The 18,016-nt window shown below is 70.6% G+C and carries 15 protein-coding genes and 1 pseudogene; 6 read left to right on the forward strand and 10 right to left on the reverse strand.

The features are described 5' to 3' along the window. Window positions 1–61: 61 nt before the first annotated feature. The 5 genes from ACT3UF_RS07650 to ACT3UF_RS07670 all read right to left on the reverse strand — a co-directional run bounded on the left by ACT3UF_RS07650 (window position 62) and on the right by ACT3UF_RS07670 (window position 6,790). On the reverse strand, window positions 62–886 hold the full coding sequence (locus ACT3UF_RS07650; RefSeq protein ID WP_442332581.1) for an endonuclease domain-containing protein: 825 nt from the start codon (window positions 884–886) through the stop codon (window positions 62–64). A gap of 257 nt (window positions 887–1,143) precedes the next feature. Beyond that, a complete protein-coding gene (locus ACT3UF_RS07655; protein ID WP_444608410.1) occupies window positions 1,144–4,281 on the reverse strand; it encodes a YhgE/Pip family protein in 3,138 nt (1,045 codons plus the stop codon). Between the two features lie 89 nt (window positions 4,282–4,370). Continuing rightward, window positions 4,371–5,291, reverse strand: coding sequence for a tRNA glutamyl-Q(34) synthetase GluQRS (gene gluQRS, locus ACT3UF_RS07660; protein WP_442332582.1), 921 nt, complete (start codon window positions 5,289–5,291; stop codon window positions 4,371–4,373). Window positions 5,292–5,301: 10 nt separating this feature from the next. Further along, window positions 5,302–5,949, reverse strand: a complete 648-nt coding sequence (locus ACT3UF_RS07665; protein ID WP_442332583.1) for a GNAT family N-acetyltransferase — start codon at window positions 5,947–5,949, stop codon at window positions 5,302–5,304. Between the two features lie 46 nt (window positions 5,950–5,995). Continuing rightward, window positions 5,996–6,790, reverse strand: a complete 795-nt coding sequence (locus ACT3UF_RS07670; protein WP_444592141.1) for a hypothetical protein — start codon at window positions 6,788–6,790, stop codon at window positions 5,996–5,998. Between the two features lie 200 nt (window positions 6,791–6,990). Between ACT3UF_RS07670 and ACT3UF_RS07675 the strand changes: the two genes are divergently transcribed. Continuing rightward, window positions 6,991–7,527, forward strand: a complete 537-nt coding sequence (locus ACT3UF_RS07675) for a peptidylprolyl isomerase (protein WP_444608235.1) — start codon at window positions 6,991–6,993, stop codon at window positions 7,525–7,527. Window positions 7,528–7,531: 4 nt separating this feature from the next. Beyond that, complete coding sequence (locus ACT3UF_RS07680; protein WP_442332720.1) at window positions 7,532–8,020, forward strand: lipoprotein LpqH; 489 nt, start codon at window positions 7,532–7,534, stop codon at window positions 8,018–8,020. 30 nt (window positions 8,021–8,050) lie between these two features. On the opposite strand, the gene ACT3UF_RS07685 is transcribed toward ACT3UF_RS07680, so the two are convergent. Then, on the reverse strand, window positions 8,051–9,247 hold the full coding sequence (locus tag ACT3UF_RS07685; RefSeq protein ID WP_442332721.1) for a hypothetical protein: 1,197 nt from the start codon (window positions 9,245–9,247) through the stop codon (window positions 8,051–8,053). Between the two features lie 139 nt (window positions 9,248–9,386). Then, window positions 9,387–9,794: pseudogene (locus tag ACT3UF_RS07690) on the reverse strand (MMPL family transporter); the annotation flags it as partial. Window positions 9,795–9,843: 49 nt separating this feature from the next. Between ACT3UF_RS07690 and ACT3UF_RS07695 the strand changes: the two are divergent. The 3 genes from ACT3UF_RS07695 (at window position 9,844) to ACT3UF_RS07705 (ending at window position 11,987) form a co-directional block, all read left to right on the forward strand. Next, entirely contained in the window at window positions 9,844–10,572 is a 729-nt protein-coding gene (locus ACT3UF_RS07695) for a DNA glycosylase AlkZ-like family protein (RefSeq protein ID WP_442332722.1), read from the forward strand. 90 nt (window positions 10,573–10,662) lie between these two features. After that, on the forward strand, window positions 10,663–11,580 hold the full coding sequence (locus tag ACT3UF_RS07700) for a rhomboid family intramembrane serine protease (RefSeq protein WP_442332723.1): 918 nt from the start codon (window positions 10,663–10,665) through the stop codon (window positions 11,578–11,580). 221 nt (window positions 11,581–11,801) lie between these two features. Further along, a complete protein-coding gene (locus ACT3UF_RS07705) occupies window positions 11,802–11,987 on the forward strand; it encodes a hypothetical protein (protein WP_442332724.1) in 186 nt (61 codons plus the stop codon). Window positions 11,988–12,377: 390 nt separating this feature from the next. On the opposite strand, the gene ACT3UF_RS07710 is transcribed toward ACT3UF_RS07705, so the two are convergent. Beyond that, a complete protein-coding gene (locus tag ACT3UF_RS07710) occupies window positions 12,378–13,007 on the reverse strand; it encodes a pyroglutamyl-peptidase I (protein ID WP_442332725.1) in 630 nt (209 codons plus the stop codon). A gap of 58 nt (window positions 13,008–13,065) precedes the next feature. On the opposite strand from ACT3UF_RS07710, the gene ACT3UF_RS07715 reads away from it, so the two are divergent. Next, window positions 13,066–13,725, forward strand: a complete 660-nt coding sequence (locus ACT3UF_RS07715; protein WP_442332726.1) for a GNAT family N-acetyltransferase — start codon at window positions 13,066–13,068, stop codon at window positions 13,723–13,725. 292 nt (window positions 13,726–14,017) lie between these two features. Here the strand turns inward: ACT3UF_RS07715 and ACT3UF_RS07720 are convergent, their stop codons facing one another. Both ACT3UF_RS07720 and ACT3UF_RS07725 read right to left on the reverse strand, forming a co-directional pair. After that, entirely contained in the window at window positions 14,018–15,844 is a 1,827-nt protein-coding gene (locus ACT3UF_RS07720) for an ABC transporter ATP-binding protein (RefSeq protein WP_442332727.1), read from the reverse strand. Further along, the gene (locus tag ACT3UF_RS07725; protein WP_444606591.1) at window positions 15,841–17,667 is read right to left on the reverse strand and encodes an ABC transporter ATP-binding protein; all 1,827 of its coding nucleotides are present in this window, start codon (window positions 17,665–17,667) and stop codon (window positions 15,841–15,843) included. Before ACT3UF_RS07725 ends, ACT3UF_RS07720 begins: the two co-directional genes overlap by 4 nt. Window positions 17,668–18,016: the final 349 nt, after the last annotated feature.

Raw genomic sequence — 18,016 nt, forward strand, 5'->3', positions numbered from 1 at the left:
GATGTCGCCCACACGCCAGTTCCCGACCATCATCCGGCGAGCGGCCGCCGGTTCTCGACCATTATCCGGCGAGCGGCCGCCGGTGGTCGCGCCGGCGGATGATCGCCAGCAGCTGGGATGCCGTCTCCTCCCAATCGAGGAAGACCTGCTCCCAGGTGAGCCGGGTGACCATGTAGCGCCGAGCCTGGAGCCGCAGGTCACGAGCTCTGTCCCGATGGTACTGCTGGGGATCGTGATGGAAGCTCACGCTGTCGCATTCGATGATCCAGCTCGCGCCGAGCTTCAGATCGACGCGGCCGACTCCCGGGATCTGCACCTGGGGCGTGACCGGGATGTGCAGCGACTCCAGCCACCATCTCACCGCTGTTTCCGTCCCGGACTCGGCGAGCGGCGAGACCCTGCCAAGCTGGGCCCGCCGCGCAGCGGGAAGGAAGGCGAGGAGACGCTGCACCTCGTGCATCGTGATGCTTCGCCGATTCAGCGCGGACTCCACGAGGATCGCCGTGTCACGAACGGACAGGCACCGTGCGGCGTGCGCAAGGGCCAGCGGCAGATCAGCGTCCGGGTCGCGGTCCGGCCAGATCCTCATCTCGGAGCCGTGCTTCACAAGGCCCGAGCCGGGGGCGCCGGGTACGAGGCCTCGGGGCCGGTACACGTGATCTCCCGTGTGCAGGGGCACCCAGAGATCGTGCTGTTCCGCTGCGGTGACACAGGTGGGTCGCACTCCCTGTTCCAGCAGGGCGACGAGGGCTTCAGGGGCCTCGTCGGTCACGTACCAGGTGCCGACCCGCCTCATCTGCCCCTGTCGGAGCAGTCGCCGACGAGTGGCGTCGGTGATGCCGAGACCCGGGAGATCTGATCTGTGTGCGATACCGGGGATTCTCATACCTGCAGTACAGGTCAAAGCTGGTGCGGACGAGGGCCGAGAACCTCCGCTGTGGAGGGAGCACCGCCGTGGAGGAAGCATCCGTTGCCGGCGCAGCAGCGGCATCCCCGGCCTCTCACTGACCGCCCCGGTCATTTCTGGCCGGATAATGGTCGAGTGCTGGCGTCAGGGCGATCAGTACGGCGAAATAGGCATAGTCATCGCTCCTGCGCCGGTACCCGACCATGTGCCGGTGTCAGCATGTGCTCGTGCCGGTGTCACCATGCGCCGGTGTCACCATATGCCGGTGTCTGGGCCGAGGCCCGGCGCCCCTCCTTCAGCGCGCCGGCCAGGCCCAGGGCGATGCCGAGGAGCAGCCACCCGCCGAGCCACTGCAGATCCCCGGCGGGGTCGATCCAGCCTCCGCCGATCGCTCCGCGGAAGGCGTCCACGGCGTGGGTCATCGGCAGATACGGGTGGATCACCTGGAAGAACTGCGGCAGCGTCGAGACCGGATAGGTGCCCCCGGCACCGGAGATCTGCATTGCGATCAGCACCAGCGCCACGAACTTCCCGACCGGCCCGAACAGGGCGCCGAAGCCGTGGTTCAGCGCCACGAACACCACCGAGGTGAACGCCGCCAGGCCCATCATCAGGGGCAGGTCGTTCATCGAGACGCCCACCAGCAAGTACAGGGCTCCCACGGCGATGGCGGTCTGCACCAGGCCCAGCAGCTGTGCGGGCACCAGGCCACCGGCCAGCAGTCGTACCGGGCCCACGCCGCGAGCGGCGGCCTGGGAGGAGAACGGCGGCATCATCAGGAAGATGGCCATGCCGCCCACCCAGAGGCTGATCGCGAGGAACAGCGGCGCCAGGCCCTCGCCGAAGCGGGTGAGCTCATGGGCGCGCTCGAAGCTCATCTGCACAGGCTCTGCGGCTGTCTCCGAGAGCGCGTCGCTCTCGTCGTCGGTGTAGGCGGGGATGTCGTCCTGGGACTCGGCGAGCCCGTCTCGCAGCTCCTCCGAGCCGTCCGCGAGCTCGCCCGCCCCGTCGTCGAGGGCGACCGCGCCGTCGGCCAGCTCGGTCGCCCCGTCGTCGACCTGTGTCGCGCCGTCGTGGAGCTGCGTGGCACCATCCACGAGCTGTCCGGCACCGCTGGCGAGCTGCTGCGCACCGTCTCCGGCCTCGGATGTCCCGTCGACCAGCTGCTGGGCGCCGTCGGCTAGCTGACCGGTGCCTCCGGAGAGCTGTTCGGCACCGGTGCGGGCGGTGCCCACCCCGTCCGTGTAGCGGGTGACCCCGCCGGAGAGGGTCTGTGCGCCGTCGCTCGCAGTGCCGCTCGCTTCGGCGAGCCGGTCGGCGCCCGAGGCGACCTCCTGGGCGCCGGTGTTCAGGCGGCGTGCGTCCTGCGCGCCCTGTTCGAGCGCGCCGTAGGCCTCGGGCAGGGCCGTCGCTGCGGTGCGGGCCTGCTGCGCGAGGTCTGTAGCGAGGTCGGAGGCGCTCGTCCCCTGCTCGGGGGAGGGAGCGGCCGAGACGGCGTCGTCGCGCAGGGTGCTGAGGTCCTGTTCGAGGGTCGAGGTGTCCTCGGCGAGGGTCCCCGTGGCCTCGGAGAGGGAGGAGGTGCCCCGGGCGAGGGTCGAGGTGGTCTCGGAGAGCCCCTCGGTGTAGGTGACCATCGATTCCGCGGAGCCGGTCATGTCCGAAGCGATGCCGGCGATGTCGGTCGACTGCTCGGCCGCGGTGCCCGTGGCCTCCTGGGCCGTGGCCGTGTCGACGGAGGCCTGCTCGGCGTCGTCGCGCACCTGTTGGGAGGAGTCCGCCGTGCTTGTGAGGTCCTGGCAGAAGGAGGCGTCGGCGCCGGAGGCCTCGCAGCGTGCGGCGAGAACATCGACCTCCTCGGTGTAGTCCCGGACGCTCTGCTCGCTGGTGGCGGCGCTCTCGGAGGCGGTGGTGGTGGCCTCGTGCGCGCTTTGCACGTCCTCGTCCAGTGCGGTGGCGTCCTCACCGATGGTGGAGGCGGCGTCGCGCAGGGTGCGGGCGTCCTCGGTGCGGTCGGTCGTGGTCTGGTCGAGGTTCTGCGCGGTCTCGTCCAGGCTGGTCACGGTCTCGTCGAGGGTCGTGGCCGTCTCGGAGACGGTGCCGGCGGCGGTGACCGGGTCGGCGAGTCGTCCCGGCAGGTCCGTGGCGATGCCCTCGAGAGCGTCGATCGCGGTGACGAGGTCCTCGCTGGTGCGCTGCACGCTCTCGGGGGTCACGCCGAGCTCGTCGGCGCGCTGCTGCGCGGCGGTGACGGTCTCGTCGAGCTGGCGGGTGCCCTCGGCGACCTGCCCGGCGCCGTCGGCGAGGGTGCCCGCGCCGGTCGCGAGCTCCGAGGTGCCGGTGGCGAGCTGCTGGGCCCCGCTGCGCAGCGGCTGTCCGTTCTCGTCGAGGGTCACCAGGCCCGTACGGAGCTCGCGGGCGCCGGCGTCGAGGGTCGCGGTCCCGTCGCGCAGGGTGACCGCGCCGGTGCTCAGCTGGTCGAGGCCCACGACCAGGTCTAGGCTCCCGGAGTGCAGGGCGTGCGTGCCGTCAGCCAGCTCCGCACCGCCATCCACCAGCTGTGCTGTGCCGTCAGCCAGCTCGGTGCTGCCGTCGACCAGGTCTCCGGTGCCGTCGTGCAGGGTGGTGGCACCGTCGGTGAGCTCGCCGGCGCCGTCGACGGCATCGCCCAAGCCGTCGTGGATGGTCGTGAAGCCCACGTAGATCTGGCCCAGGTACTGCTCGAGCACGCTCGAGCGCAGCGAATCGGTCAGCGCTGTCCCCACGGACTTCGTGAAGTTGCCGCCCACGTAGTTCACCGAGTCGTTGGTGGTCACCGTGAGCAGAGCCGGAGCCGCGTGTTCGGCATCGCCGCCGAGGGAGGCGATGTTCGCCGAAAAGTCCGAGGGGATCTCGACGGTCGCGCCGTAGGTGCCGTCCGCCAGGCCACGATGAGCTTCACCGGGAGAGACCTCCACGAAGCGGTACACGGTCTCCTTGTCGAGGTCCAGGAGCGTGTCGGTGAACTCCGCGCCGACGTTCAGCTCGCTCTCCTCGCCGTCCGGGGAGGTGGCCGTGGCGCCCTCGTCCTCGTTCACCACGGCGGCGGTGATCTGGTCGAGGCTGTTGCTCGGATCGAGGAACGACCAGGTCATGTTGCCCGAGTAGATCAATGGGACCAGGGCAAGGCCGGTCACGAACAGTGCCGCGATCGGCTTCTTCCACTCACCGGGCAGCAGGGCCAGGGCTCCGCGGCCGACGGCGGAGAGCCCGCGACCGGTCGCTCCGAGGGCGCGGGCGAGCGCACCGCCCAGGACGCCGACGGCCGAGGACACAGCGCGGCGGGCAGTTGTGAGGACGGTGGACAGGGCAGAGAGGAGTGCACGGAGGAGTCGCATCACGCCGCACACGATACATTTGTGTATCGAGAAGTGTTACTGTTCGGCAATAAGTGTGGTGCGGCAAACGCCCGCAGACACCGACAGGGTCAGCCCGGCAGCTCGACCACCCACGGATGCCGCGGCGATGCGGCCGGGTCCCATCGCTCGAGAACGTCGGCCGCAGCACGGCAGCCGCGCAGCCCCAGCGAGTTCCCGATCCGGCCCATGACCTCGGGCACGCTCTCGCCGCGTGCCAGACGATCCCGCAGCGTCACCGCGCCATCGCGCTTTGCGAGCCGGGCCCCGGCGAAGTTCACCGCGAGCGGGACGTGCGCATAACCCGGCTCCGGCAGGCCCAGCAGCTGGGCGAGATGCGCTTGGCGTGGAGCCGAGCTGAGCAGATCATCAGCCCGCACCACCTGGTCCACTCTCGCTGCGGCATCATCGACCACCACGGCCAGGTTGTAGGCGACCACGCCGTCGCCGCGCCGCAGCACCAGATCATCGACCGTGCCCGTCACCTCTCCCGCCCAGAGATCGTGGATCTGCCACGACTCCACCTCGGTGCGCAGTCGGAGGGCCGGTGCGCGCCGCAGCTCCCGCATCCGCTGTCGTCCCTGCTCGCGCGCGGCGAGGGTGAGGTCACGGCAGGTCCCGGGGTAGGCGCCGGGCGGAGCGTGCGGGGCGCTGGGAGCCTCGAGGATCTCCCGGCGGGTGCAGTAGCACTCGAAGACCTGTCCCTGCGCCTCGAGGCGGGCGATGGCCTCGTCGTACGCCGCCCCCCGCTCGGACTGGCGGACTACTTCCCCGTCCCAGTCCATCCCCAGTGCGGCGAGATCCTCGAGCTGTCGCTGCTCGGAGCCCTCCTTGACCCGGTCCAGGTCCTCGACGCGCAGATGGAAGGCGCGGCCGGTGCGGCGGGCGAGTGCCCAGGCGAGGATCGCGGTGCGCAGGTTCCCCAGGTGCAGGTCACCGCTGGGGGAGGGGGCGTAGCGGCCCGCGCCGGGCGGGTTCGGGGCGGCAGGCATGCCGGCCAGTCTAGGAAGCGGGACGCACGAGCAGCACATCGCCCACCCGCCCGCCGGGCACGGGGCGCGCAGCCGCCGCGGGGCGGAAGCCGAGGCGGGCCGCGAGGGTGCGCGAGGTGAGGTTGCGGGAGGCGGTCACCGCGATCACTTCGCGACCGCCCGGTCCGCGGTGCGGATCGGTGAGCACGGCGCGCATCGCCTCGCTGGCCACGCCTCGGCCGGTCATCCCGGGATCCAGTCGCCAGTAGGCGCTCAGCAGCTCGGAGTCGCCGGCTCGCAGAGCGGTGATACCCACGACGCCGAGCAGGCCTGCCGGCAGTTCCTCGGCCCCGCCATCGGCACCCTGTGGGCCGCCGCGCGGCGACTCGCACCGGGCGTCGGGCTCCGCCGCAGCCCGTGCCCGCACCGTGAAGTACCCCAGCCCGTCCCGCTCCCACGCGCTGCACCACTGCGCGAGCACCTGCCGCATCTGGGCGAGCTGCGTGAGCGGGGCGGTGGTGTCCTCGGCGAAGGCGCGGGGATCGGAGTGCAGCGTGAACAGCTCCTCGAGATCCTCCGCGCGCACCGGTGCCAGGCGCAGGCGGGTGGTGACGATCCCGGAGATGACGACAGCGCGGCGGTCACCGTCCGGGGACGGGACCGCCGCGCTGTGGTTCACGGACTGCTCCGTGAGGCGCTCACTCGTGAAGCACCGAGGCGCGGACTCAGGAGTCGCCGCGGTGGTTGCCACGCTTCTCGTCGTCGGCTGAGGAGGCGTCCGGATCGGAATCGACCTTGACCTCCTTGGGCTCCACGTCGGAGGAGCGGTCCTCACCCTTCAGGGCCGAGGCGACGTCACCGGCATCGGCCGAGCCGACGGTGTCGGAGACGGTCGAGGAGTCGGACTCATTCGCGGCGGACGCCGGGTAGTGCGCACGGGCGAAGTCGGCGGGCGGGGCCCACGGATCCTCGACCGGACGGGTCTTCTGCCACACGACGTAGCCGGCGGCGGCACCCGCGGCGGCCAGGCCCAGGATGAGCAGCACCTTGCCGGCACGGCTCTTCTTGGGCTGCGGCGTCGGCTCGAGGACGGCCGAGCGGATGCTGCCCTGGCCCTTGTCGAGCTCCTTGCGGGCAGCGTCGACGGCGGCCTTCAGGACGGTGCCGGTGGTCTCGGCAGTCTTGCGGGCGCGCGGGATGTAGTCGTCCTGCACGTCGTGACGGATCTTGTCCGCACGCGGGCCGAGGTTCTGCGAGAACCTCTCCGACTGGTCGCGGAGCTTGTCCGACTGCTCGCGCAGCTTCTGCTGAGCCTCGGGTGCGTAGTGGTCGTACAGCTCGGTGGCACGGGTACGAGCCTCGCGAGCGCCCTCGGACACCACGGGGCCCACCTGAGCGGCGAGCTTCTGCAGCTCCTCGACGGCGTTCTGGGCGTTCTGGCTGGTCGCACTCGCGGCATCAGCCGTCTTCGCGGCGTGCTTCTTAGCCTTCTTGGCTTCCCGCTTGGTGGTCAGCGCCATGGGGTTCCCCTTTCGGTCGAATCCGTCGGGTCGGGCCGACGGTGGTCCCTGGGCCCGGACAGTCGGAAGACCGTCACGAACCCGTGTGGCACAACTCTAACGTGAGCGAGTCTGCACGCTCACAGCAGATGAGAAGAAGCAGAGGTGCGCGGTGCCCGTCCAGTCGGTCGGCCAGGCGTCCCATGTGGGAGGATGTCGCCATGTTTGCAACTCTTCACACCAACCATGGCGACATCCGCATGGAGCTGTTCCCGAACCATGCCCCCAAGACCGTCGAGAACTTCGTGGGCCTCGCTGAGGGCACCCGCGAGTTCTCCGACCCGGAGACCGGCGAGAAGGTCACCCGTCCGTTCTACGACGGCGTCATCTTCCACCGCATCATCTCCGGCTTCATGCTGCAGGGCGGCGACCCGCTGGGCACCGGCACCGGCGGCCCCGGCTACAACTTCGATGACGAGATCTCGGAGAAGAACTTCAACGAGCCCTATGTGCTCGCGATGGCCAACGCCGGCAAGCGCCGCAACGCGCTGACCGGCAAGCCCTCCGGCACCAACGGTTCGCAGTTCTTCATCACCGTCGGCCCCACCCCGCACCTGCAGGGCAAGCACACCGTCTTCGGCCAGGTCGCCGACGAGGACTCCAAGAAGGTCGTCGACGCCATCGAGGGCGTCAAGACCGATATGCGCGACCGTCCCCTCGAGGACGTCGTCATCTCCTCGGTGACCATCGAGAAGTGACCCCATGAGCGTCCTCGAGCGCTCATCGATCCTGTGCGCCGTCGGCGTCCTGGCAGTCCTGGCCCCGGCCGGCTGCGGGGATGTCGGCGGCGCTTCTGATGCCGGGCGCGAGCCCAGCGGCGGGCGCTGGGAGGCGACCCTCGGCGGGGAGCCGGTCGAGCTCGAGACCGGGATCGTGGACTGCGAACGGATCGACGGCAGCATGCATCTGCGCATCGGGGACATCAGTACGGAGAACCCCAGCCGCTCCACCGGGATCAGCGCCGTCATCGCCGATCCGGACCATAATCCCCAGGTGGCCTCCGCCCGCTTCTCCCTGCCCGACGGCAGGACGCTGCTGTACTCACCCGCGACGACCGGCGGGGTCGGGGTGCCCTCCACCGAGGTCGTCGTCGACGGGGACACCTACGAGATCGAGGGCGCGGGGACGCTCACCGGCACCTCCAACGACCAGGCCACCACCCGGTTCACGCTCACGGTCAGCTGCGGCTGAGACGGCCGTCCCCCTCGGCGGGGGCGTCCCTCACGCGAAGGTCAGCGTGGCGGTGAGCGGCTCCTCGACCTGCTCGAAGTCCTCGTCCAGCACCTGACCGAACCGCGGCATGATCTGCACGGTCGCGGACTCCAGCGAGGCGGGGACGGTGAAGGTGGCGATCGGGCGGCGGTGCGCACTGCCGAACATCCGCGACTGGTCCTGTGCGGGGCGCAGCTCAGTGCCGTCGGGGAGCACCAGCACCACCTCGGTGAGCTCCTCGACGTTCGAGGAGAAGTCGCGGTCCCAGGTCAGCGGGACCACGAGATGGATCTCGCCCTCCTCGGCCCAGCCCAGGTGCCCCCCGTGCTCCAGCCCGGAGTCCACGAACGGCGAGAGGTAGGCCTCCTCCACCGTGCCGTGCAGGGTCATCACGTCCTGCCCGAAACCGTCGGGCACCGAGATGTCGATGACGTCCGCGTCGGAGACCTCCACCTCGAGCCCCCGCGTGTACATGCGCGGGGCCGGGGTCGCGATCACGGAGCCGTCCACCAGGGACAGCTCCTGGAGGCCGCCCTCGATCTCGGCCCGCAGCGCCACCGCATCCGGGGCCGGGTCGGCGTCCACGACCGCCAGCACGATCCCGCTGCGCTCGGCATCGCCCTTCTCCGCCCGGCCCAGGCGGATCGCCTCGTTCCCGGCGTGGGTGATGTGGAGTTCGGTGCCGAGGCGGCTCGGCGTCGGCCTCCAGTCCGGGTCCGTGGACTCCCAGGCCGTGAGCAGGAATCTCTTCATCGTGCCGGGCAGCAGCGTGGTGGCGGGCTGCGCCTCACCGCCCTCGCCCTCGGCGCCGCCGTCGGCCGGCGGGGCCTCCTGACCGGTCAGGGCCGTGTACTGCTCGGCGGTGAGGCTCTCCAGCAGCGTCGAGGCCACCACGGTGGCCTGGGCGAAGGGGTGGATCATGGTCTCGGAGTCCTCCACGCGGGACATCAGGTTGCCCGCGGCGATCTCGTCGACCACCTCGATCACGTCGAACTCCAGGGTCGCGGCGCTGCCGGGAGGCGGGGTGGAGGCGCCGGGCTCGTCGGTCACCTCCGCCGCACCGTCGCCACCTGCCGACGGCGCACGCGAGTCGCCGGAGGGCAGCAGCCCGCAGCCGGCCAGCAGCAGGGCCGGTCCCGACAGCAGCACCCCGCGGCGGGCGAGAGAGGAAGCGGACCGGGCGGGGAGGTGGCGTCGGGACGTCATGGAGCGCTTTCGTCGAGAAGAGAGGGGTCTCAGGTCACGGTAACTTTCTTCCTCCCGTCGACGAAGCGGGACGGGCGGAGTGCCGGAGAGATCACCTCCTGCGCTCCGCCCGTCGGCCCGTTCCCCTCGGCGCGGTGGCTCAGTGCCGCGCCGGGCGGGAGGGCCACCACATGCGCTCGCCGAGCAGGGCGAACAGCGCCGGCACCAGCACGGTGCGCACCAGCAGGGTGTCCAGCAGCGCCCCCAGGCCCACGATCAGGCCCAGCTGGCCGAGCACCACCAGGGGCAGCACGCCGAGTGCCGCGAAGACGGCGGCGAGCACCACGCCCGCGCTGGTGATCACCACGCCGGTGGAGCCGACGGCGCGCACCATGCCCCGGGTGGTGCCATGCGTCCCCGCCTCGTGGCGGGCGCGGTGGACCAGGAAGATCGTGTAGTCCACGCAGAGCGCGACCAGGAACAGGAAGGCCAGCAGCGGCACCGTGACGTCCAGCGCCGGGATGTCCAGCAGCAGGCGGCCGGCCCACAGCCCCAGCCCGATCGCCGCGGAGCGGTCGGTGCCGGGTACGGGCCGCGGGGTGCTGCGCAAGGAGCTGATGGCCGCGTGGGAGGCGGCCGGGATCCGCACCGACCAGGGGCGCGGATACCACCCGCTGGTGGAGATGATCACCGGCGGGATCGCCGCCTACGGCCCGTGGCAGGACGGGGAGACCGCGGTGGTGCTGGCGCGCACCTGGCTGCCCGCCGGCAGCGACCTCGAGGGCGCCTTCAACGGCGACGACGCCGCGGCCGCAGCCGAACTGGCCCGGCGCTACCTCAGCAGTCACGGACCGGCGGGGGAGCGGGACCTCGCCTGGTGGTCGAAGCTGCCGCTGGGGTCGATCCGCGCCGCGCTGCCGCAGATCGAGGACGCGCTGGAGAGCGGCTATGCGGACCGGCACGGCCGGCTCCATGCGACCGTCGACGCGGCCCGCGGCGGCGACGGGGAGCGACTGTGGTGGAGGCCCGGTCTGCTCCAGGAGTACGCGGAGGCGGAGAAGGAGACCGTGCGCGAGCTGCTGCTGCCCGGCTTCGACGAGCTGGTGCTCGGCTATCGCGACCGGCTCTTCCTGATGGACCAGGAGCGACATCGCGCGCTGGTCCCCGGCAACAACGGCGTGTTCAAGCGGGCGGCGCTGCGCCGCGGCGAGGTGGTGGGCGTCTGGAGCCGCAAGGGCACGGCGGGTCGGCGCAAGCTCGTGCTCGAGGAGCTGCGGGATGTGAGCCCGACGCAGCATCGCCGATTCGAGAAGCTCTTCGCGGCGTTCCCGTACACCGTGGCGTGAAAGGCGGCCGGGCGCCGACTCCGTAGGGCCCATGGGGTCGTGCCTCTGTCCACTCGGGGGCGGCACAGGCCCGCGTGGTGGAATGAGAGCATGGAACGACCCAGCTACGGCTACAGCGCCGAGGACGAACCGGACCCCCAGGCGCCGCCGGTGTGCCCCCGGCATCCCGACCGGGTGAGCTACGTGCGCTGCAAGCGCTGTGACCGTCCGGCCTGTCCGGACTGCCAGCGGCCCACCTCTGTGGGGGTGCTCTGCGTGGACTGCGAGCGGGACATCTCCCGGCAGCAGGCCTCCACCCGGCCGCGGAACGCGATGGGCGCTCGCATGGGCAAGCGCACCCCGTACGTCACGTACACCGTGATCGCCCTGTGCGTGCTGGCCTACCTCGGGCAGATGCTCGCGCCGGGGCTCGTCGAGCAGCTGGGGATCTTCGCGCCGTTCCGGGCGCTGCTGATGCCGTGGACCTTCGTCACCGCTGGCTTCCTGCACGGCGGGATCCTGCACCTGGCGCTGAACATGTACGCGCTGTGGATCGTGGGGCAGTACCTCGAGCAGGCCCTCGGCCATGTCCGCTACACCGCGATCTACCTGGCCTCGATGCTGGGTGGGCACACCGCCGTGTACGTGATCGCCGATCCGATCAGCCAGTCCTGGTTCACCGGCACCCTCGGGGCCAGCGGCGGCGTCTTCGGCCTGTTCGCCGCGATGTTCGTGGTCAATCGGCACCTGGGCGGGCAGACCGCACAGATCCTCCTGCTGATCGGTCTGAACCTCGTCATCACCTTCACCGTCCCCAACATCTCCTGGCAGGGCCACCTGGGGGGCCTGGTGCTCGGTGCCGCGGTGACCGCGGGGATGTTCGCGCTGCGCCCGAAGGCCACCGCCGGCGCGGACCGCGAGGTGCTGGCTCGACGCTCCGCCCTCGTGCATTCCGGCGTGGTGGTGGCCGCACTCGTGCTGTGCGTCGCGCTGATCGTCCTCAAGACGCTCACGGTGCCGATGTCGTGAGATCGCGCGTCCGGGAGCGGGCGCGGACGGAGCACCGGAACGGGTCGGGGCGGCGAGCAGGCCGCCCCGACCCGTTCGTCATCCGGGCTCTCCCGACCCCTGTAGCACGGACTGCACCCGCCCGGTGAGGCGATGGGGGAACTACACGGATGTGGTTTTCCCCAGATGTGGACAGAATTGGGGATAACTCTGTCGACCGTTGGGGATTGCACGATCTTGCTGTGGATAACCGGGGATCGGCTGTGGACGGACAGTGGGGACGAGTCAGGGCGCTCCCGAGCGGCGTGCGGATGCTCACCGTCGAGTCGCTGCCGCGCAACCAGCCCGAGCACCGCTCCACCCGGCCGGGAGGCACCCCGCTGCCGCCTCCCGAAGATTCCATGACCTGGGGTGATGCGGGAGCCTGAGGGGTCGTCGAGGGGCGGCGCAGCGAGGTCGCGTGGCGACGACGGTCGCAGAGAGCGGGGCCGACGACACGCCCGGGTTCTCCGCTGTACCTGCGGAACTACATGTCTGTCATTCGTCCACGCCTGTGGAAAACGTTGTGGATAACTCTGTCGGCGGGGTGGAAGGACGGCGTTCTCGAGCCGACGTGCGGCGAGATGCACCGGTTGTGCACAGCGTCAGGCGCGATCTTGTCCCGAGTCGGGCCGAACTGTTGACAAGGGCCGCCACAGGGCGATAGGCGGAGGCGGCGGCTGAGGCGCGATGCCGATGTACGCGGCGGCCGGGGCGCGATGCCGACCCCGGGGCCGACGCGGTGTCCGGGCGCGGCCGCCTCGACGCTCAGCCCCGGCTCAGTGCTCGGCCCCGCCCGCGAGGGCCGCATCGCCCGCGGTGTGCAGCGCCACCTCGACCATCCGGGCCAGGGCGCGAGCCCCGGACGGGGCGTCGACCACGTCGGCCGACGGCACATGGACGAAGCCGCCGCGGGTGTCGGCGAGCTCAGGGTCGGTCGCCAGCAGGTGCTGGAGCGCGTAGAAGACGTCGTTGCACACGTAGGTGCCGGCCGTCTGGGACACCGCGGCCGGGACCCCGTCGGCCGTGAGCGCGGCGACCATCGCCTTGATCGGCAGGGTGCTGAAGTAGCCCGTCGGGCCGCCTGCGACCACGGGCTGGTCCACCGGGCTCGCGCCGGCGTTGTCCGGGATCCGCGCATCGCGCACGTTCAGTGCGACCCGTTCCGGGGTGATCCCTGCGCGCCCTGCGGCGAGACCGACGGCGACCACCAGTGAGGGCCGGTGCTCCCGCACCGCCGCGGCGAGCAGCTCCCCGACCCGACCGAACTCGACCGGCAGCTCGAGGGTCTCGACCGTCAGCCCCCGGTCCTGCAGCAGCGGTGCCGCGCCGCGCACCGCTTCCCAGGACTCGTTCACGCTCGCTCCGTCGAAGGGCGCGAATCCGCTCAGCAGCACGTCGGTGGTCATGGGCACAGCCTAGGGAAAAGCAGAGGCGGGCGATGCGCCGTGGCTCTAGCCTGGGCCGATGACCACGTCCCTCGACGACCTCGCCACCCTGTATCCGCCTCTCGGCCTGGTGCTGCGCGTCGGTGGCCTCACCCTGCGCCCGCTCGCCGATGCTGATCTGCCCGAGTACGCGGCGCTGCTCCGTCGGCCGATCTTCGAGGACCCGCAGTCCCCGGCGGTCTTCCCCTGGTACCGGGCTGAGACCGAGGAGCGGGTCCGCAACGCGCTGGCCTTCCAGTGGCGGCTGCGCAGCGGGATCGAGCCGGAGTCGTGGACGCTCCCGTTCGGGGTGTGGGCGCAGGGCAGGCTCATCGGATGCCAGGACATGTCCGCGACCCGCTTCGCCGAGAGGCGCGTGGTCAGCTCCGGATCCTGGCTCACCCTGGACGCCCACGGGAACGGCTACGGGAAGCTCATGCGGCAGGCGATGCTGGTGCTCGCCTTCGACCACCTCGGGGCGCTGCGGGCCGAGTCCGCCGCGGCGGTCGGGAACGATGCCTCTTTCGGCGTCTCGCATTCCTGCGGCTACGTCGACAACGGCACTCAGGTGTCCACACTGCGCGGGTCGACCGTTTTCGAGCAGCGGTTCCTGGTCACGCCCGAGACCTTCCGCCGGCCGAGCACGGGGGTGCAGATCGGCGGCCTCACCGAGGAGCTCCGGGCAATGCTGGGGGCGTGACCGGGCGTGACCTGGCGTGACCTGGCGGGCCTGACCGGCTCGGGCTGGCCGAACCGGCTTGGGCGGGCCGAACCGGGCCGGGCCGGGGGTGGCCGGTGCATCCAGTGGCGCTCAGCCAGCATTCGACCCGGTATGTGGGGATGTGTGCTGGCTCAGCGCCAGTGGATGCGCATCAGCCCTGCCGGGGCGGCCGCCCGCGGGGACCGCATCGGGGGCGGTGCCGCTCACTCAGGGGGCCGCGGCTCGGCCGGGCCGGGGCGGGGTGCTGTGGTGCACCCGCCCCGGCCATGCGTCACATCGAGTCCTGCCAGGCCTGGTACAGCGCGGCGAAGCGACCGCCCTGGGCGACCAGCTCCGTGGGGGAGCCGTCCTCGACGACCTCGCCGCCGTGCACCACCAGCACCCGGTCCGCGATCATCACGGTGGTCAGGCGGTGGGCGATGATCAGCGAGGTGCGCCGACCGAGCAGCTTCGTGAGCCCCTCCTGCACCATTCGCTCGCTGGGGATGTCCAGCGAGCTGGTGGCCTCGTCGAGGATCAGCACCCGCGGGTCGGCGAGGAAGGCCCGGGCGAAGGAGATCAGCTGCCGCTGCCCGGCGCTGACCCGCCCGCCGCGCTTGTTCACGTCGGTGTCGTAGCCGTAGGGGAGCTTCTCGATGAACTCGTCGGCCCCGATCGCGCGGGCCGCGGCCTCGATCTCCTCCCGGCTCGCGCCGGGCTTGCCGAGGGCGATGTTGTCCGCGACGGTGCCGGAGAACAGGTACGCCTCTTGGGTGACCATCACGATGTTACGGGTCAGATCCGCCATGGAGATGTCCCGCAGGTCCACCCCGTCCAGGCGCACGCTGCCGTCGGTCGCGTCGTAGAAGCGGGAGATGAGCTTCGCGACGGTGGACTTGCCGGCGCCGGTCTGGCCCACCAGGGCGACCGTCTGCCCAGCGGGGATGTGCAGGTCCATCGGCTGCAGGACCAGCGGGCCATCCTCGCTGTACCGGAAGGAGACGTCCTCGAAGTCCACCTGGCCGCTCGCGGCGAGCAGCGGGGTGGGGGTCTCGGACTCCTTCACGTGGGGCTGCACCGCGAGGAGGTTCGCGATCTTCTCGAGCGCGGCCACCGCAGACTGGAAGGCGTTGTAGAAGTTCGCGATCTCGTCCACCGGCTGGAAGAAGCGCCGTGAGTACAGCACCAGCGCCACCAGCACACCCACCTGCAGATCGTCGGACATCACCCGGAATCCACCCACCACCAGCACCGCGGCGATGGTCACATTGGCGAGCACGCGCAGGGCGGGCTGGTAGATGCCGAACACGTTGATCGAGCGCATCGAGGCGTCACGGTAGTCCTGGGCGAGGGTGTCGAACTCAGCCTGGTTGCGCTCCTCCTTGCGGAAGGCCTTGACGGCGCGAATCCCGGCCATCGCCTCGACGAAGTGCACGATCAGCCGCGCCGAATGGGTGCGGATCGCCCGGTACTCGATGCGGGAGCGCTTCTGGAACCAGATCGTCAGCAGCACGCAGGGGATCAGCATCAGCAGCATCACTAGGCCGGTCACCGGGTCCATGGTCACGATCAGCACGATCGTGAACACCATCGACAACGAGGCGCCCACCATGACGTTCACGCCGGAGTCGAGCAGCTCGCGCAGCGCCTCCATGTCGGAGGTCTGGCGGGAGACGATCCGGCCCGAGGTGTAGGACTCGTGGAACTCGAGGTCCTGCTTCTGGGTGAAGCGGAAGACCTTCCGGCGCAGCGCGAGCAGCATCTTCTGGCCGACGACGACGGACTGGCGCACGTACCCGTAGGTGAGCACGCCGCCCACGATCGCGGCGCCGACGGCCAGCGCCGCGGCCTGGAACGCGGGGCCGGAGTCCCCGGCCACCAGGGATGGCAGGCCGTGGTCGATGCCCCAGGCGATGATCGCTGGGCCGGCCACCACGGCGAGCTGCGCGAAGACGACCATGATGGCCATCCCCACGAACTGGCCCTTGACGGGGGAGATCAGCTCGCCGAGCAGGGCGAAGGAGCGCTTCCGCGAAGCGGTGTTCTCGGCGTCGTTGAAAGTCTGGTGCTCGGGGTCGTTCTGGTCCGGGCGCTGGTTCTTCATTGCGGGGGCGCTCATCGGCCCTCCTCCTGGATCGCGCGGAGCTCGAGCTCGCCGGTGAGGGTCTCGATGTCCTGGTCGCGGCGGCGTTCCTCGGCCTGGTTGGCGATCACCCAGCGGTAGCGGGCGGAAGTGGCCATCAGCTCGTGATGGGTGCCGACGGCGACCACCCGGCCGCCGTCGAGCAGGGCGACCCTGTCCGCAAGGGCCACGGTCGAGCTGCGGTGGGCGACGATCAGCGTGGTGGTTCCGCTGAGCACCTCTCGCAGGCGCTCGGTGACGGTCTCCTCCGTCTTGGTGTCCAGAGCGGAGAGCGGATCATCCAGCAGCAGCACGGCGGGGCGGGCGGCGATCGCACGGGCCAGGGCCAGGCGCTGGCGCTGGCCGCCGGAGAGGCTCATGCCCTCTTCGCCGATGCGGGTGTCCACGCCCTCGGGCAGCTCGTACGCATAGGTGGCATCCGCGGTGCGCAGAGCGAGGTGGAGCAGGTCCTCGGCCTGTTCTGCGGTGAGCGACTGATCTGCGCCGAGCAGCACGTTCTCGCGCACCGAGTCGGAGAACAGGGTGGCGTCCTCGAAGGCGACTGCGGTGAGGGTGCGCAGGCTGATCAGGTCCAGCTCGCGGATGTCGATGCCGTCGATCGTGATCGCGCCGGCGGTCACGTCGTACAGGCGCGGCACCAGCTGCAGCAGGGTGGATTTGCCGCTGCCGGTCACGCCCACCAGTGCCATGGTCTCGCCCGGGCGGATCTCGAGGTCCACTCCGTTGATCACGTCGGGCATGTGGTCCGGGGCGTCCTCGTAACGGAAGTGGACGCCCTCGAAGCGCACCGCGCCGGTGGCGGCGGCGGGATCGAGGCGCTGCGGAGAGGCAGGGGAGGTGATGGCCTCGGCGGAGTCCATCACCTCGTAGTGGCGGTCCAGGGCGGTGGTCGCGTTGACTGCCTGGCCCAGCAGCATGCCGAGCATCCGCACCGGACCCACCACCAGGGTGGCGGTCGCGAAATAGGAGGCCAGCTGGCCGGTGGAGATCGACCCCGAGGCCGTCAGGTGCAGGCCCACCAGCAGGGCCACGCCGAGGGCGAGCTCCGGCAGCATGAACATGAACATGTCGAAGCGGGCGATAGCGGTCGCCTTGCGCACCTCGGTGCGGCGCAGCTCCTCGGCCTGCTCGGTGAAGCCCTCGAGGGCCGTCGGCCCGCGGCCGAAGGCCTTGAGCACCCGGATGCCCTGCACGGACTGCTCGATGGTGGTGGCGAGGTCACCGTTCTGATCCTGCGAGAGGCGGGAGAGGACGGAGTAGGAGCGGTTGAAGCGATAGGCGATCACCGTCACCGGCACCGCGGCGCAGAAGAAGATCAGCGCGAGGATCGCGGAGGAGCGCACCAGCAGGCCCATGCCCACCACGACGGTGACCATGCTGGTCACGGCCATGATCATGCCGAAGGCGATCCAGCGGCGGATCTGGTTGATGTCGCTCAGCATGCGCGAGAGCAGCTGGCCGGAGCCCCACCCGTCATGGAAGGTGACCGGCAGGTTCTGGACCTTGCGGTAGAAGTCCACCCGGATCTGCTTCTCGACGGTGGTCGAGGGGGCGACCGCGAAGGTGCGGCGCATCCAGATCAGGGAGGCTTCGACGATGCCGAGGGCCAGCACGATCGCGCCACCGGTCCAGATGACGACGGAGGTCGCGTCGGAGTCGAGCCGATTGACGATGTACTCGAGGACCTGAGGGATCATGAGCGCCACGATTGACGCGGTCATGGCGCTGAGCAGGCCGAGATAGAGGCGGAAGCGGATCGGACGGACCGTCTGCCAGAGACGGCGCATGGTGCCGAGCATGGGGGGAGAGAACCTCGGGGGGATCGGGCGGCCCGACGTTCGGACCGGAGGCTTAGCTTAGTCAACTATCTCAACGATGGAAACCTGTTAAGCGCATTCCTCTGAAGCGCGACCGGAGCCGTGACCGATTCCGTTCCCGCATCGCGAGCCTCCCCTCAGCTCTCCCAGCCCTCATGCTGAGTCGGGCATCAGCTCTCCCGCCCGCGCCCGGAGTTGCCCAGAAGCTCTCCCGCCCGCGCCCGGAGCCGGGCATCCCCTCAGCTCTCCCCGCCCGCGCCCGGAGCCGGGCATCCCCTCTCAGCTGTCGCCACGAGGGTGGTCGGACGACAGCTCAGAGGGGATGGATGCA

It is taken from the genome of Brachybacterium sp. AOP24-D1-21, from assembly GCF_052378665.1.
Classification (GTDB): domain Bacteria; phylum Actinomycetota; class Actinomycetes; order Actinomycetales; family Dermabacteraceae; genus Brachybacterium.

What these genes read in the sequence shown, in the direction of transcription:
- ACT3UF_RS07715 (WP_442332726.1), top strand. Translation starts at nt 13,066, where the DNA reads ATGACCACGTCCCTCGACGACCTCGCCACCCTGTATCCGCCTCTCGGC.
- ACT3UF_RS07670 (WP_444592141.1), bottom strand. Translation starts at nt 6,790, where the DNA reads ATGGCGCTGACCACCAAGCGGGAAGCCAAGAAGGCTAAGAAGCACGCC.
- ACT3UF_RS07685 (WP_442332721.1), bottom strand. Translation starts at nt 9,247, where the DNA reads ATGACGTCCCGACGCCACCTCCCCGCCCGGTCCGCTTCCTCTCTCGCC.
- ACT3UF_RS07700 (WP_442332723.1), top strand. Translation starts at nt 10,663, where the DNA reads ATGGAACGACCCAGCTACGGCTACAGCGCCGAGGACGAACCGGACCCC.
- ACT3UF_RS07650 (WP_442332581.1), bottom strand. Translation starts at nt 886, where the DNA reads ATGAGAATCCCCGGTATCGCACACAGATCAGATCTCCCGGGTCTCGGC.
- ACT3UF_RS07675 (WP_444608235.1), top strand. Translation starts at nt 6,991, where the DNA reads ATGTTTGCAACTCTTCACACCAACCATGGCGACATCCGCATGGAGCTG.
- ACT3UF_RS07655 (WP_444608410.1), bottom strand. Translation starts at nt 4,281, where the DNA reads ATGCGACTCCTCCGTGCACTCCTCTCTGCCCTGTCCACCGTCCTCACA.
- ACT3UF_RS07710 (WP_442332725.1), bottom strand. Translation starts at nt 13,007, where the DNA reads ATGACCACCGACGTGCTGCTGAGCGGATTCGCGCCCTTCGACGGAGCG.
- ACT3UF_RS07680 (WP_442332720.1), top strand. Translation starts at nt 7,532, where the DNA reads ATGAGCGTCCTCGAGCGCTCATCGATCCTGTGCGCCGTCGGCGTCCTG.
- ACT3UF_RS07720 (WP_442332727.1), bottom strand. Translation starts at nt 15,844, where the DNA reads ATGAGCGCCCCCGCAATGAAGAACCAGCGCCCGGACCAGAACGACCCC.
- gluQRS (WP_442332582.1), bottom strand. Translation starts at nt 5,291, where the DNA reads ATGCCTGCCGCCCCGAACCCGCCCGGCGCGGGCCGCTACGCCCCCTCC.
- ACT3UF_RS07725 (WP_444606591.1), bottom strand. Translation starts at nt 17,667, where the DNA reads ATGCTCGGCACCATGCGCCGTCTCTGGCAGACGGTCCGTCCGATCCGC.
- ACT3UF_RS07695 (WP_442332722.1), top strand. Translation starts at nt 9,844, where the DNA reads ATGGCCGCGTGGGAGGCGGCCGGGATCCGCACCGACCAGGGGCGCGGA.